Origin of the sequence: Bradyrhizobium sp. HKCCYLS1011 (genome assembly GCF_051167795.1) — a bacterium.
Classification (GTDB): domain Bacteria; phylum Pseudomonadota; class Alphaproteobacteria; order Rhizobiales; family Xanthobacteraceae; genus Bradyrhizobium.
The window spans coordinates 895,117-910,329 of the sequence record NZ_JBNPTT010000003.1; the positions used below are offsets into that span (position 1 = coordinate 895,117).

Annotated in this window: 10 protein-coding genes; 5 read left to right on the top strand and 5 right to left on the bottom strand. The window is 64.5% G+C overall.

From position 1 onward, the window contains the following. Positions 1 to 172 precede the first annotated feature (172 nt). Entirely contained in the window at positions 173 to 2,233 is a 2,061-nt protein-coding gene (locus tag ACQR1W_RS12960) for an ATP-dependent helicase (RefSeq protein ID WP_434851115.1), read from the bottom strand. Between the two features lie 194 nt (positions 2,234 to 2,427). On the opposite strand from ACQR1W_RS12960, the gene ACQR1W_RS12965 reads away from it, so the two are divergent. Beyond that, positions 2,428 to 4,743 (top strand): Tex family protein, encoded by a 2,316-nt coding sequence (locus tag ACQR1W_RS12965; protein ID WP_434851116.1) that lies wholly within the window; start codon positions 2,428 to 2,430, stop codon positions 4,741 to 4,743. Positions 4,744 to 4,946: 203 nt separating this feature from the next. Next, positions 4,947 to 6,017 (top strand): FAD-binding oxidoreductase, encoded by a 1,071-nt coding sequence (locus tag ACQR1W_RS12970; protein WP_434851117.1) that lies wholly within the window; start codon positions 4,947 to 4,949, stop codon positions 6,015 to 6,017. 238 nt (positions 6,018 to 6,255) lie between these two features. Here the strand turns inward: ACQR1W_RS12970 and ACQR1W_RS12975 are convergent, their stop codons facing one another. Beyond that, positions 6,256 to 6,417, bottom strand: a complete 162-nt coding sequence (locus ACQR1W_RS12975) for a hypothetical protein (protein WP_434851118.1) — start codon at positions 6,415 to 6,417, stop codon at positions 6,256 to 6,258. A 189-nt stretch (positions 6,418 to 6,606) separates the two neighbouring features. Between ACQR1W_RS12975 and ACQR1W_RS12980 the strand changes: the two genes are divergently transcribed. Beyond that, positions 6,607 to 7,242, top strand: coding sequence for a response regulator transcription factor (locus ACQR1W_RS12980; protein WP_434851119.1), 636 nt, complete (start codon positions 6,607 to 6,609; stop codon positions 7,240 to 7,242). A 46-nt stretch (positions 7,243 to 7,288) separates the two neighbouring features. Here the strand turns inward: ACQR1W_RS12980 and ACQR1W_RS12985 are convergent, their stop codons facing one another. The 3 genes from ACQR1W_RS12985 to ACQR1W_RS12995 all read right to left on the bottom strand — a co-directional run bounded on the left by ACQR1W_RS12985 (position 7,289) and on the right by ACQR1W_RS12995 (position 12,345). After that, positions 7,289 to 10,807: a PAS domain S-box protein gene (locus ACQR1W_RS12985; protein WP_434851120.1), complete on the bottom strand. Its 3,519-nt coding sequence runs from the start codon at positions 10,805 to 10,807 to the stop codon at positions 7,289 to 7,291. A 76-nt stretch (positions 10,808 to 10,883) separates the two neighbouring features. Further along, complete coding sequence (locus tag ACQR1W_RS12990) at positions 10,884 to 11,318, bottom strand: response regulator (protein ID WP_434851161.1); 435 nt, start codon at positions 11,316 to 11,318, stop codon at positions 10,884 to 10,886. 310 nt (positions 11,319 to 11,628) lie between these two features. After that, the gene (locus tag ACQR1W_RS12995; protein ID WP_434851121.1) at positions 11,629 to 12,345 is read right to left on the bottom strand and encodes a GntR family transcriptional regulator; all 717 of its coding nucleotides are present in this window, start codon (positions 12,343 to 12,345) and stop codon (positions 11,629 to 11,631) included. 121 nt (positions 12,346 to 12,466) lie between these two features. Between ACQR1W_RS12995 and araD the strand changes: the two genes are divergently transcribed. After that, entirely contained in the window at positions 12,467 to 14,206 is a 1,740-nt protein-coding gene (gene araD, locus ACQR1W_RS13000) for an L-arabinonate dehydratase (RefSeq protein ID WP_434851122.1), read from the top strand. Between the two features lie 199 nt (positions 14,207 to 14,405). Then, positions 14,406 to 15,125 (top strand): ribonuclease activity regulator RraA, encoded by a 720-nt coding sequence (locus ACQR1W_RS13005; protein ID WP_434851123.1) that lies wholly within the window; start codon positions 14,406 to 14,408, stop codon positions 15,123 to 15,125. Positions 15,126 to 15,213 lie beyond the last annotated feature (88 nt).

Sequence of the window (15,213 nt, forward strand, 5' to 3'; positions counted from 1 at the left end):
ACGGCCGATCCCACCGCTGCAGCGCGATGTAGGCGTTCGGTGGCGTCGTGGAAAGGGCACGCCGCGAAACGCATCGTTTCGGCTGGTGTCGCCGCTCCTACACCGTCGTGGCTGGGCTTGACGGGATGGCCCAATCAGCACTTATCGTTATTGCGCAGCGAGCGCGTTGTCTTTACCGCCAGCGCTCGCGCATGCGGGCGCCGATGTCGATGCGCGGGCCCTGGCTTGCGACGGGAGACGCGGCCTGTGCGCGCGGCCAGCTGGTGCGCTCGAACAGCGGCACGAGCGCCTCGGGGATGAAGCGCGTGCGCGAGGCGTAGACGTGACGATCCCCGCGCACCGGCTGGCCGTGGACGAAGAAGCGCTGCGGCACCAGGAGATGCAGATCGTCCTTGGCGCGGGTCATCGCGACATAAAGCAGCCGGCGCTCTTCCTCCAACTCCGCACTCGTGCCGGCGCCGAGATCGGACGGCATGCAGCCGTCCACCACGTTCAGCACATGAACGGAATTCCACTCCATGCCCTTGGCCGAGTGGATGGTCGAGAGGATCAGATAATCCTCGTCGAGATGCGGCACGCCAGACTGGTCCGATGTCGCATCCGGAGGATCGAGCGTCAGCTCGGTCAGAAAGCGTTCGCGCGAGGCATAGCCGCTCGCGATCTGTTCGAGCTGCAGCAGGTCGGCGGTGCGTACTTCCGCATCATCGTGCACGCGTTCGAGATGGGGTTGATACCATCGCCGGACCCGCTCGATGTCGGAAGGCCATTCCGACATGAGCAACTGCTCCATCGTCCGCGCAAATGCGCCCCAGTCGTCGCCGGCGCGCGCCGGCGTCGGCTGTCGGCAAAGCGCCGTAACCGGCTCCGGCGCGTCGGAGATCGCGTCAAGCAGGCGCTGCGCCGAGGCCGGCCCTACGCCCGGAATGAGGTGAAGCACGCGAAAGCCGGCGATGCGATCGCGTGGATTTTCGACGAAGCGCAGGAACGCCAGCACGTCCTTGACATGGGCGGCATCGAGGAACTTCAGTCCGCCGAATTTGACGAATGGAATGTTGCGCCTGACCAGCTCCACTTCCAGCGGTCCGCTGTGCGAGGAGGTCCGAAACAGCACCGCTTGCTGTTTCAACGTCACGCCTTCCTCGCGCCTAGCCAGCACCTGCTCGACCACATAGCGCGCCTGGTTGGCCCCGTCGCTGACGGTGACGAGAAGCGGCTTGCGCGAAGCGGCGCGATCGGTCCACAGGTTCTTGGTGAAGCGTTCGCGCGCAAGGCCGATGACGCCATTGGCGGCGGAGAGGATCGGTTGGGTCGAACGATAGTTGCGGTCCAGCGTGACGATCTCCGCGCGCGGGCTGAACTGATCGGGAAAATCCAGGATGTTGCGCACGGTGGCGGCGCGAAACGCGTAGATGGACTGGGCGTCGTCGCCGACCACCGTGAGCCCCGCGCCGTCAGGCTTCAGCGCCAGCAGGATCCGCGACTGCAGATGATTGGTGTCTTGATATTCGTCGACCAGCACATGATCGAAGCGGCTGCCGATCTCTTCGGCAATGGCCGCATCCGCCATCATCTGCGCCCAGTAGAGCAGCAGATCGTCGTAGTCGAGCACGTTCTGCGCCTGCTTGGTCTCGACATAGCCGGCAAACAGCCCCTTGAGCTCATTGGCCCATTCGGCACACCAGGGGAAATGTCGCGCCAAGGCGTGTTCGAGCGCCATGTCGGCGTTGACGCAGCGGGAGTAGATCGCAAGGCAGGTTCCCTTGGTCGGGAAGCGGCGCTGCGTGTTCGACAACCCGCGCTCATGGCGAACGAGGTTCATCAGGTCGGCGGAATCCTCGCGATCATGAATCGTGAAGGCAGGATCGAGCCCGACGCGTTCGGTGTATTCGCGCAACAGCCGCGCCCCGAGACCATGGAAGGTGCCGGCCCAGGTCAGGCCTGCCGTGATGGCCTCGGCATTGGCGCCCAGCACCTTGCGTGCGATGCGCTCGACCCGACGGCTCATCTCGGCTGCGGCGCGGCGCGAGAACGTCATCAGCAGGATGCGTCGCGGATCGGCGCCGTTGACGAGCAGATGCGCGACACGATGCGCCAGCGTGTTGGTCTTGCCGGAGCCGGCGCCGGCGATGATCAGGAGCGGACGGCCCGGCAATGCACCGACGCCGCCATGCTCGACGGCGCGTCGCTGCTCCGGATTGAGATCGTCGAGATATGTCGTCGCTTGCGCCAGCACGAATCGCTCCCCATCCAGCAGAATCCGCGATTTCTTTCGCGCGCGCAACGAGATGCGCGGCGGCTGCAGTATTTTGCCTGATTCGCAATCGCGCTTTTTTGTCACGGTTGCCCACAGAGCGCGCGCGAGATGCTTGCGCTGGCGCGCGGCGACTCCTATCCAATCAGGCCCGTCACGAATCTCGGAAGAACACCGTGCCGAATTTTGCGTCTATCATTGCCGCCGAGCTCGCCGTCCGCGACGCCCAGGTCCAGGCCGCGATCGACCTCCTTGACGGAGGCGCGACCGTTCCGTTCATCGCCCGCTACCGCAAGGAAGCGACCGGCATGCTGGACGACACCCAGCTACGCACGCTCGAAGAACGGCTGCGCTACTTGCGCGAGATGGACGCGCGGCGAACTGCGATCATCGAAAGCATCAAGGCGCAGGGCAAGATGACGCCGGAGATCGAGCTGGCGCTCGCAACAGCCGACACCAAGGCCCGCCTCGAGGACATCTACCTGCCGTTCAAGGAGAAGCGGCGCACCAAGGCGCAGATCGCCAAGGAAGCCGGGCTCGAGCCGCTCGCCGATGTGTTGATCGGCGATCCGATGAAGGATCCGCAGGTCGAGGCCAAGGCCTTCCTCACCAAGGATGGCGAGAATCCGGTCAAGGACGTCAAGGCGGCGTTGGAAGGCGCACGCGCCATCCTGGTCGAGCGCTTCGCCGAGCACGCCGACCTTGTCGGCTCGCTGCGCGAAGAGATGTGGGGACGCGGCCAGGTGAAATCGACGGTGCGCCACGGCAAGAAGACCGCGGGCGCCAAATTCGCCGACTATTTCGAATTCTCCGAGCCGTACACCAAGCTGCCGTCGCATCGCATCCTGGCGATGCTGCGTGGCGAGAAGGAAGAGGTGCTGCAGCTCGATTTCGGCGATGGCGAGCCGGAGGACACGACCGATCCCACGCTGTATGAGAACCGCATCGCGGTCACGTTCGGCGTCTCGCGGCAGGGCCGGCCGGCCGATCAGTTCCTGTCCGACTCCGTCCGCTGGGCCTGGCGTACCCGGATCAAGACCTCGCTGGCGCTCGATATAAGGATGCGGCTGTGGCAGGAGGCCGAGAAGGAAGCTGTCCGCGTGTTCGCGGCCAATCTGCGCGACCTCCTGCTGGCGGCGCCCGCCGGCGGCCGCGCCACGCTCGGACTCGATCCCGGCTTCCGCACCGGCGTCAAGGTCGCGGTCATTGACCGCACCGGCAAGTTTGTCGACCACACCACGATCTATCCGCACGAGCCGCAGCGGCAGTGGAACGAGAGCATGCTCACGCTGGCGCAGCTCTGCGTGAAGCACCGCATCGAGCTGGTCGCCATCGGCAACGGCACCGCCTCGCGCGAGACCGAGAAGCTGGTCGCCGACCTCATCAAGCTGAAGCCGGACCTCAAGCTGACCAAGGCGATCGTCTCCGAGGCCGGCGCCTCGGTCTACTCGGCCTCCGAATTCGCGGCCAAGGAATTTCCCAATCTCGACGTCTCGATCCGCGGCGCGGTCTCGATCGCCCGGCGCCTGCAGGATCCGCTGGGCGAACTGGTCAAGGTGCCGCCGGCCTCGATCGGTGTCGGCCAGTATCAGCACGACCTCAACCAGTATGAGCTGGCGCGCGCGCTCGATGCCACGGTGGAAGACTGCGTGAACGCGGTCGGCGTCGATCTCAACACCGCTTCCGCGCCGCTGCTGGCGCGCGTCTCCGGCATCGGCGAAAGCCTCGCGCAGAACATCGTCGCCCATCGGGACGCCAATGGACCGTTCCCAAGCCGCGACAAGCTGAAGGAAGTGCCGCGGCTGGGGCCGAAGGCGTTCGAGCAATGCGCGGGCTTCCTGCGCATCCGCGACGGCGACAATCCGCTCGACGCCTCCGGCGTGCATCCGGAATCCTATCCGATCGTGAAGAAGATCCTGGAGGCGACCAAGAGCGACATCAAGGCGCTGATCGGCGAGAGCAAAGCGCTGAAAGCGCTCAATCCGGCCAAGTTCGCCGACGAGCGGTTCGGTGTTCCGACCGTCACCGACATCATTCGTGAGCTCGACAAGCCGGGCCGCGACCCGCGTCCGGAATTCAAGACTGCGACCTTCCAGGAGGGCGTCGAGAAGATCAGTGATCTGAAGCCTGGCATGATCCTGGAAGCGACCGTGACCAACGTCGCGGCGTTCGGGGCCTTTGCCGACATCGGCGTGCATCAGGACGGTCTGATCCACATCTCGGCAATGTCCGAAAAGCGCATCAATGATCCGCGGGAGGTGGTGAAGCCCGGCCAGGTCGTGAAGGTGAAGGTGCTGGACGTCGACGTGCCGCGGAACCGGATCTCGTTGACGCTCCGGCTGTCCGATCCGCTGCCGGCCAAGGGCGAGAAGCGCACCAGCGCGCGGCCGCCTGCGGCGGCGCGCATGACCACGCGCGAGGAGAAGCCATCCGGCGGCGGCGCCTTTGCCGCCGCGATGGCCAAGGCGGTGGAGCGGCGCAAGGGCGCATAAGACGAGACATCGCATTTGCGGGCGAGGCCAATGGCGCTGTCGGATGATCCGGCAGCGCCATTTTGCTGCGATGGGGACAAGCTGACCTCTGCGGTCTGAAATCCGTGAACCGGATTGGCTGTCCGGCGACACATCTTCAATCGGAAGCTCGTTCAATCGGAGGGTTCGTCTCGCGCGATTGCGATCGGGAAGGATGCATTGCCATGGCCGATCTGCCCACGCCTGACTTCAGTTTCGATCCCAGCGCGACGGGCGCTTGCGTTGCCGGCGTCCGGCCCTACCGCAACGGCAGCTACCGCCTCGAAGCCGAGACGATCGGGAGCAAATTCATCGTCCACAATTATGGACATGGCGGCGCCGGCATCACCTTGAGCTGGGGCTGCGCGGCCAAGGTGCGCGACCTGGTCAGGGCGCGTCTTGCCGCCTCCGGCCAGAGCCACATTGCCGTGCTTGGTGCGGGGGTCATGGGCTTGACCGCGGCAACCATGCTGGGCGAACTCGGCGCCCCTGTGACGATCTATGCCGATCGCGCACCATCGGAAACGACGTCCCATAAAGCGGGCGGTCAATGGGCGGTTTCGGTGGTGGAGTTTCAGGGCAAGGAGCGTGAGCTCGCCGATATCGTCCGGATCGCCTACACCACGTTCAAGCAAAGTATCGGCAAGGGCTTTGGCGTCTACGAACGGCCGAACTACACTGCGACCCGCTCGCACAATATGGATGTCGTGCTCAAGCTCGCGCCCGGCCTTATTCCAGCGCCGACGGCGCTGCCGCGCTTGCCGTTCGAGGGGCACACGCATTCCGGCTTTGTGTATCAGACGCTCCTGATCGAGCCGCCGGCTTTCTTGTCGAAGCTGCAAACGGATTTGCAGGCGCGCGGCGTGCATATCGTGAAGAAGACGTTCGCCAACAAGTCGGCCGTGTTCGACTTGGCCGAGGGCATCATCGTCAACTGCACCGGACTTGGGGCCATGACGCTCTGGAGCGACACGAAGATGGCGCCGATCAAGGGACAACTTGCAATGCTGCCGCCCCAGCCGGGCCTGACATATCTTTATGGTCAGAGTGGCTATCTGTTTCCGCGCGATGATCATGTCGTGATCGGCGGGACGTTCGAGGTCGGGGTGAACAACGAGATCGCCGACAAGGCAACTTGTCAGGACCTCGTTCGCCACATCGCGTCGTTGTTCGGCAAGGCTGTCAAGAAGCCGCTCCCCGACAATCATATCCATCATCCAGATCATGCACCGATCGTCAACCCGGCCGAGGTTTGAATGGCCGCGACGGCTTGGCATATCCAATCTGGAACCCCACGATGCTGCTTGCGCCGCTGTCGGATTCCGCGAGAGTTGAAATGTCGTTTGTGCACCGCATCGGGCGCAATCGAGCCTGGCGATTCATCTTGAGCCGATCAGCGCGCGAGCAACCGCCTGCGAGCGGCTTCGAGCTGCGAAGACGCGTCAGCCCATCCGATCGAATAGTCAGGCCCGGTGTCCTTTCGGACTGCCTTGCTCAGCGATCGTGCAACGCGTCTTGGAGACTGGTGTTGACTGCATCGAGAACGCGGCGCAATTTTAAATATCGCGGCGTGACATCATCAAGGATGAAGAACGTGTCGTTCTCGTTGGGATCATCCGAGCATGCGCAGTCGAGTTTGGCCTCGACCATGCTCATGCGAATGTGTTGGATGCTCCGACGGTTCCCAGCATTGCTGGTCCCCCACAGCGCTTGTCGAGCGCCGGCTACTACTTGTGGGTTAAGGTCATCAACCGTACAAATACGGGGTGCTCAAAATGTCCAGCGACTATGGTATCCTAAGGCGTGCTTCCATTATTTTTGCTCTCGACGCATGAGTGATCGCACATGGCCGAACAAACAACTTCCCGGGGTGAGATTTTCGTCGTCGATGACGACCCTGCCGTGCGTGACACCCTCTCGATGGTCTTGTCGGCCGGCGGCTATGACGTGATCTGTTTTGCGGACGGAGCCGCATTATTGGCTGTGGCGCGAACGAGGACGCCGGCCTGCATTCTGCTGGATGTGCATATCCCCGGCAAATCCGGGCTCGACATCCTGAGAGAGCTCCACGGCGAGGATTATCCGGCACCGATCTTCATGATTTCCGGGCAAGGTGACATTCCTATGGCGGTGAACGCCATCAAGTACGGCGCGCTCGATTTCATCGAGAAGCCGTTTCGCGGCAGCGAGATCGTCGCGCGGCTGAACGAGGCGATCGGCGCCTTTGCGCGCCGGCAAAAGGAGAATGCGACGCCCAAGATCGGCTCGCTGCATTTTCCTGGTCGGGAGCCGCTGACGCGGCGTGAGCGCGAAGTGCTGGAGCAATTCACCGCCGGCGCTTCGAACAAGGAAGCCGGCCGCTCGCTTGGGATCAGCCCGCGCACGATCGAGGACCATCGCGCCAACATCATGAAGAAGCTCGGCGCCCGAAATGCCGCGGACTTGATCCGCATTGTCATGACGGCGTCACGCGCATCCTGACCGCAGCCGGAGCGGCCGCGCTGCGTGGCGCCGCAGCAAGCTCGCCTCACGCCTCCGCGGCAAGTGCCGTGCGAATCAGTCTGGCGAGCTCCGACTTGCGATAGGGTTTGGCGAGCAGCAGGATCCCGGACTCCAGCCGGCCGTGATGGACAATCGCGTTCTCGGTGTAGCCGGAGGTAAACAGCACCTTCTGACCTGGCCGGATGCGCTGGATTGCGGACGCGAGCTGACGCCCATTCATGAACCCGGGCATGATGATGTCGGTGAACAGCAGCTCGAACGGCGCATCCGATCGCGCGATGGCCAGCGCTTCATTCGCATTCGCAGCCTCCAGCGTGGCATAGCCCAGCGAATGCAGTTGCGCGAGCACGTAGCCGCGCACCAGACGGTCGTCCTCGACCACGAGGATCGTCTCATCGCCACCTTCGATCGGGGCGGCCGAGGCCGCAGCGGAAGCCACCGCGCCGCTGCGGCCTGGCGGCAGATACATCCTGATCGTGGTGCCGTGACCTTCCTCGCTGTAGATCCTGATATGCCCGGCCGATTGCTTGACGAAACCGTAGACCATCGAAAGTCCGAGGCCGGTCCCCTTTCCGGGTCCCTTCGACGTGAAGAAGGGGTTGAAGACCTTGTCCATAATGGCCGTCGGGATGCCCGTGCCGCTGTCGCTGACGGCGATCATCGCATAGCGCCCGGGCCCGACGTCGTCGTAGAGGCTGGTGTAGTTTTCATCGAGATCGGCCCAGCCGGTCTCAAGGATCAACTTGCCGCCATCCGGCATCGCGTCGCGCGCATTGAGCGCCAGATTGATGACGGCCGTGGCGAGCTGGTTGGGATCGACATGGGCGATGCAGCTCTCGTCATTGAACACTGATTCGATTTCGATCTGCTCGCCCAGCGTCGGCCGAAGCAGCTTGGCGGTGTCGATCATCAGCGTATTGATGTCGATCTCGCGCGGTTGCAGCGGCTGCCGCCGCGCGAAGGCGAGCAGATGCTGGGTGAGGGCTGCACCCCGTCCCGCCGCTTCGTCGATCATTTTGGTGATCGCAGCGAGCTGCGGCTCCTTGGCGACGGCGCCGGCAAGGATCTCGATGGTGCCGGTAATGACGGTCAGGATATTGTTGAAGTCGTGCGCAATACCGCCGGTGAGCTGACCGATCGCCTCCATCTTCTCGGATTGGCGAATCCGTTCCTCCGCGGCGACCTTGTCGGTGAGGTCGCGGAAGAAGCCGTTGAAGACGAAGCCGTTACGGGTCTTCAGCGCCGTGACGCTCAGCTCCGCCTTGAATTCGCGGCCGTCGCGGCGGCGGACCATGATCTCATGACGCTGGCCGCTTCCCAATCCGTCGCTTGCACCGGTCAGCAGGACGCGCCCGAGCGCGGCCTTGAGCTCGTCGCGATCCTGCTCGACGGAGATCAGCTCGAAGACGTCCTTGCCCAGAATTTCCTCGCGCGGCCAGCCGAAGATCTTCTCCGCCTGTGAGTTCCAGTTGAGGATGCTGCCGCTATCATCGATCTGGACGAAGGCGTCGAGCGCGGTCTCGACGATATTGCGGGCCAGCTGCTCACTCTCGCGCAGGGTCTCCTGCGCGAGCCGGCTTTCGGTCATGTCGCGGCCGATGAAGAAGTGGCGCTGCACCGGTTCGGACCAGCTTGCGGTCCATGACAGGGTGACGATCCGGCCGTCCTTGTGGACGTAGTGGGAGTCCGAGCTTCGTGGCCGCTGCCCGCGGCGGGAGGCACGCATTCCCTCGCGGGCCTTCGGCAGGTCGTCGGGATGGATGAACTCGGAGCCGCTGCGGCCGATCATCTCCGCCGGAGCGTAGCCGAGGATGGTTTCCGCGCTTGGGCTGACCTGAACCAGCGTACCTTTGCGATCGGTAATCAGGATCAGGTCCTGTGAGCTTTCGAAGATGCGGCGCCGCTCTTCGGTCTGCTGGCGCAGCGCCTGCTCGGTCTTGCGGCTCTCGGTGATGTCGCGCGCGATCATGACGGCGCCGGTGGTCTGCCCGGTCGGTGATTTGATCGGCGCGATGCTGAGCGACACCTGGATCGGCGTGCCGTCCTTGCGCACACGGATGGTTTCGTATTGCTGGATGCGCTCGTCGCGGCCGACCCGCGCCAGAATGTCCTGGGGCTCACCGGTCCGGTCGGTCGGCACGATCAGATCGGTATTGCGCCCGACGGCCTCCTCGGCCGTATAGCCGAACACGCGCTGGGCCGCCGGATTCCAGCCGGTGATGGTGCCGTCGAGCGATTTGGTGATGATCGCATCGCTGGAGGATTCGACGGCGGCGCTGTAGAGGCGCTCGCGCGCGGCGAAGTGGTCGCGGGCCGCCTCGGTCAGGTAATGCTCCTGCACCTCGCGCTCGAGCTCGGCGGTCTTTGACCTGACCTCCTCGAGCACGCGGGCGAAGGCGCGCGCCAGCACGCCGGTCTCTCCGCCGGCAGCGACGGGAATGCTCACAGGCTCGCCGCGGCCGACGCCCTCGACGGCCGCGGTCAGCTGGTGGATCGGCCGGGTCAGGGAGCGCGCCACCAGGAAGGCCAGCACGGCCGCGCACAGCATCGCGATCAGGCCGACCTCGAGAGCCGTCCTGCGGATCGTGACGGCTGGGCTCATGAAGGTGGTGTTGGGGATGGTTTCGATGACGCCCACCCATTCCTGGCCGGCCAACATCGCCGGCGCGAAGGCGATGCCTCCCGGCCGGCCCTGAGCGTCACGGACGATCTGCGCAGAAACCTGGTTCGTGCCGACGGCCGCGGCCAGCGCGGGAAAGTCGTCCTGCCATTTGGTCGACCCGCCACGTTTGGAGGCAAATTCGCGCTCCGATTCCGGATGGAAGAGATAGTCGCCGCGCGCATTGACCACATAGAGCTGCGCTCCCGGGCGGGCAGCTGCCCGCAGCTGCGCAAAGATCGGACGCATGTCGACGTCGATCATGAGGATGGCGAAGGGCTTGCCGTCCGGTGCGAACACCGGCGTTCCGACGCAAAGCATGGGAACGCCGGTTTTCGGGTCCGTCGTGTTTCCGTCCAGAATGACCGGCGAGATGCGGATCTGCCCGGGCGCGAGGCGCAATGTCTCGGCGATATAAGGGCGGTCGCCGCGCTCGATCAGCTCGCTCTCGGGCACGATGCGGACGCTGTTGTTCGGCCCGAGCCGGTCGACGCGGACCAGTTCGCGCCGGTTGTTGTCCAGGCCGATCAGGCGGAACATGGCGTAGTTCGGCTCGGCTTCCAGCTCGGAAAAGAAGCGCATTGCCACCCGTTCGCGCCAGGACTGGGCCGAGAGCCCCTCGCGCGGATCGAGCCCGCCAATCATCATGGTGCGGATCAGCGTCGCGATGCTGGGATCGGCGCGGTAGCTCGCCAGATCGTTGCGCGCGCCACCCACATAGGATTCCAGTTCGGTGGCCATCAGCCGGGCATGCGCCTCGACCCGATCCAGCGCGCGCGGCAGCAATGCCTGCTCGAGACTGCGATAACCCAACCAGCCGACCGCAAACACGGCGATGGCCACCAGCAGGATCATCGCGACCGCAAGCCGGGTGGTCAGGGTCATTCGCTGCCAAGCTGCAAGGAGGCCGAAGCGGTAGGGCGCTTCAGGCGCTGACAGAGTCGGCGAGCTGATTCTGGCCTCAGGAGTTCGAAATAGCATCGGGACCCGGCTTTGAGTGGCCAGCGGCACGGCTGGCGGAGGCAAGACCGTCGGCAACCAGGGCCAGCAGCGTCGCCGGCTTAAACGGCTTTGGCAGGGCCGAGACCGCACCGAGCTTCATGGCCATGGTAAGATAATCGGGTTCGGGAATCGAGCCTGGCGTCTGCGGCCTGCCTGAGGTCATGATGATCGGAACATCCGGACGCTGCTTCAGGATCAGCCGCATGGTTTCCAGCCCGTCCATGCCGGGCATGAAAATGTCGAGCACCAGGAGATCGAAATCCTCAGCACGAAATTTCGAGAATGCTTTTTGGCCGTCCTGCGCGACCACGACCGCGTGTCCGGCCTGCTCCAGGACGCGACGGATCGTCAGTTGAATGACCGGATCGTCGTCCACGACCAGTATCTTTGCCATGGCCTCAAACCCCGATTCGGCTGGCATCAACACCAACGAGCAGTTGCAAAGCTTTGCCCAATTCACGGCCGGCTGCAAGCATTTAGCCGAGCCGCGCAAAGCGATCCCCGGCTAATGGGGCCAAACCGGCAAACCATCGGTTTCACGCCGGACGGAGTTCCGGCGCGCGCGCTCGGAGGGCAGCGAGCGGTTCCGATCCGGACACGCCCAATTGTCCGATCGGAACGCGTCATGTTCGCCTAAGCCCATTAAGCGAAAAGTCACCACGAAACCCGTTTGCGTGTGCCGATGGCTTCGCTCGCTCCGGCCGTCATTCGGCCAGATAGGTCGGATAGGTCCTGCGGATCGCGCCGAGGTCGCCGAGCGTCCCCGAAAGATGGCTGCGCAAATGCGCCTGGGCTTCGTCCGGCTTGCCGTCGGCGATCGATCTGGTGATCAGGCGATGGTGGCGCAGGATGTCCTGCACCTTGCCTGCCGAAGGCAAGTGCAGGCGGCGCAGGCGATCGATGTGGCCGCTGCGGCTGCGCACCAGCAGCCAGAGATCCTGCTTGTCCGCGGCCGCGTAGAGCCGCGCATGAAAGTCGTTGTCGGACGCCATGAAGGCTTCGAGGTCGCCGTCCTTGGCGAATTGTCGCTGACGTCCGATCAGCGCGTCCAGCGCCTCAGCGAGTGCAGCGCTCGGCGACTGTGCGAGCAGCCGCACGATCTCGAGCTCCAGCGCCTGTCTCAGGAAATGCGCCTGCTGGGCCGAGCTGAGGTCGATCCGGCTCACCAGGGTCGCGTGCTGCGGGAATACGTCGACCAGGCCTTCCTCGGCCAACCGCATCAGGGCATCGCGGATCGGTGTCGAACTCAGCCCGAACTCCGCAGCCAGCGCGACCCGCGACAGGGGCGTGCCCGGCGGCAGCGATAAGGTCGTGATCAGGCCGCGCAGCCGTTCGAACACCTGCGGGGCTGCGCGACGGCTCGGATCGAGTCGTTCGCTCGGCGCTGCGGCAGGACGTGATACGGCGATCGGAGGGGCCATGGTTTCGCTACCGTCGCAGAGCACCGGGGAGGCAGGCTTGCCAGAAACGCACTAATGCATTAGTGCATTTGCAAGGGGAGCGTCAAGCAACCCCCGGCGCGCAGGGAAGGACGTCCAACGCATGAGCAGTCAACGAAAGCGCCCCGAGGAGCTGCGCAGTGCGCGCTGGTTCGCGCCCGACGATCTCCGCTCCTTCGGCCATCGCTCGCGCGTGATGCAGATGGGCTACGCCCAGGAGGAGTGGAAGGGCCGGCCTGTCATCGCGATCGTCAATACCTGGTCCGACGCGCAGCCATGTCACATGCATTTCAAGTCGCGGGTCGACGACGTCAAGCGCGGCGTCGCGATGGCCGGTGGTCTGCCGATCGAGCTGCCGGCATTATCGCTGTCGGAATCGCTGCTGAAGCCGACCACGATGCTCTATCGCAACATGCTGGCGATGGATGTCGAGGAGCTGTTGCGCAGCCATCCGGTCGACGGCGTCGTGCTGATGGGCGGCTGCGACAAGACCACGCCGGCGCTGCTGCTCGGCGCCACCAGCATGAACCTGCCGGCGATCTATCTGCCGGCCGGGCCGATGCTGCGCGGCAATTGGAAGGGCAAGACGCTGGGCTCCGGCTCGGACGCCTGGAAATATTGGGATGAGCGGCGCGCCGGCAGGTTGTCGGAGGCGGACTGGAACGCGATGGAGGCCGGCATCGCGCGCAGCCACGGCACCTGCATGACCATGGGCACGGCGTCCACGATGACGGCGATTGCTGAGGCGATCGGCATGACCCTGCCCGGCGCATCCTCGATCCCCGCCGCGGACGCCGAGCACATCCGCATGAGCTCGGCGTGCGGTCGCCGCATCGTCGAGATGGTCTGGGACGATCTGACGCCGGCGAAAATCCAGACGCGGGCGGCATTCGAGAATGCGATTGCGGTGGCGATGGCGATGGGCTGCTCCACCAATGCCATCATTCACGTCATCGCCCAGGCCCGCCGTGCCGGCGCCGATATCGGGTTGGACGATTTCGAAGCGGCCAGCCGCAAGGTGCCGGTGCTGGCCAATGTGCGGCCGAGCGGCGACACCTACCTGATGGAGGATTTCTACTACGCGGGCGGCCTGCGCGGCCTGATGAACCGCATCGCTGAGCATCTCCATCTCGATTGTCTCACCGTGAACGGCCGCACTGTCGGTGAGAATATTGCCGATGCCGAGGTCTACAATGACGACGTCATCCGTCCGGCGTCGAACCCGATCTACCGGGAAGGCGCGCTTGCGGTGCTGAAGGGCAATCTTGCGCCCGACGGCTGCGTCATCAAGCCGTCCGCCTGCGATCCGCGCTTTCTCAAGCATACCGGGCCGGCGCTGGTGTTCGACGACTATCCGTCGATGAAGACGGCGGTCGACGATCCCGATCTCGACGTGACCGCGGATCACGTGCTGATCCTGCGCAATGCCGGGCCCCAAGGCGGTCCGGGCATGCCGGAATGGGGCATGCTGCCGATCCCGACCAAGCTCGTGAAGCAGGGCGTGCGCGACATGGTGCGGCTGTCGGACGCTCGCATGAGCGGCACCAGTTACGGCGCCTGCATCCTGCATGTGGCGCCGGAATCCCATATCGGTGGTCCGCTGGCGCTGGTGAAGAATGGCGATCTCATCACGCTCGACGTTGCCGCGCGCAGCATCAATCTGGATGTGCCCGCGGAAGAGCTGGCACGCCGGCGGGCTGCATGGACGCCGCCGGCGCCGCGTTTCGAGCGCGGCTATGGCTGGATGTTCGCCCGCCATATCAAGCAGGCCAATGACGGCTGCGACTTCGACTTTCTGGAATCCGGCTTCGGCGCCCCGATCGGCGAGCCGGCGATCTACTAATGATGGTCGTTCCGGGGCAGGCGAAGCCTGAACCCGGAACCTCGAGATTTGGCAATCAATCGATCACTGAAACAAAGGTGCGCTCCCTCCCCCTTGCGGGGGTGGGTCGGGGAGGGGGTAACCCCGAGCGACACCATTGATGTGGACCCCCACCCCCTGCCCCTCCCCGCAAGGGGGAGGGGAGAACTGCGAGCACCGCATGACCAAACTCAGCGACGTCACCCGCAACAAACTGAAGACCGTCTCCACCGCGACCGTCGCGACCGCGCTGTTCAAGCGCGGCCTGCGCATCCAGTGCATTCAGAACGTCCATCCCTTGAATCCCGACCAGTCGACCATGGTCGGCGAAGCCTTCACGCTGCGCTACATCCCGGCGCGTGAGGATCTCAACACCATCGACGTGTTTCGCGATCGCAGCCATCCGCAGCGCAAGGCCGTCGAGGATTGTCCGCCGGGTGCGGTGCTGGTGATGGACAGTCGCAAGGACGCGCGGGCAGCGTCAGCAGGGGCTATCCTGGTGAGTCGCCTGCAGCAGCGCGGCGTCGCCGGTGTCGTCACCGACGGCGGTTTCCGCGACTCCGCCGAGATCGCCAGGCTCGGCATTCCCGCCTTCCATCAGCGGCCGAGCGCACCGACCAACCTCACGCTGCACCATGCGATCGAGATCAACGGCCCGATCGCCTGTGGCGACGCGCCGGTGTTTCCCGGCGACGTCATTCTCGGCGATTCCGACGGCGTCATCGTTATCCCCGCGCACCTGGCTGACGAGATCGCCGACGAGACCTTCGAGATGACCGCGTTCGAGGATTTCGTCGCGGAAGAGGTTGCCAGAGGCCGCTCGATCATGGGCCTTTATCCCGCGACGGACCCGCAGACGCCGACTGATTTTGCAGAGTGGCGGAAGAAGAACGGTCGATAGCAGTTACTCCGCTGTCGTCCCGGGCAAGCGCGCCCTTGCGCGCGCAGACCCGGGACCCATAACCACAGGACTTTGTTGTTGCGAAGAA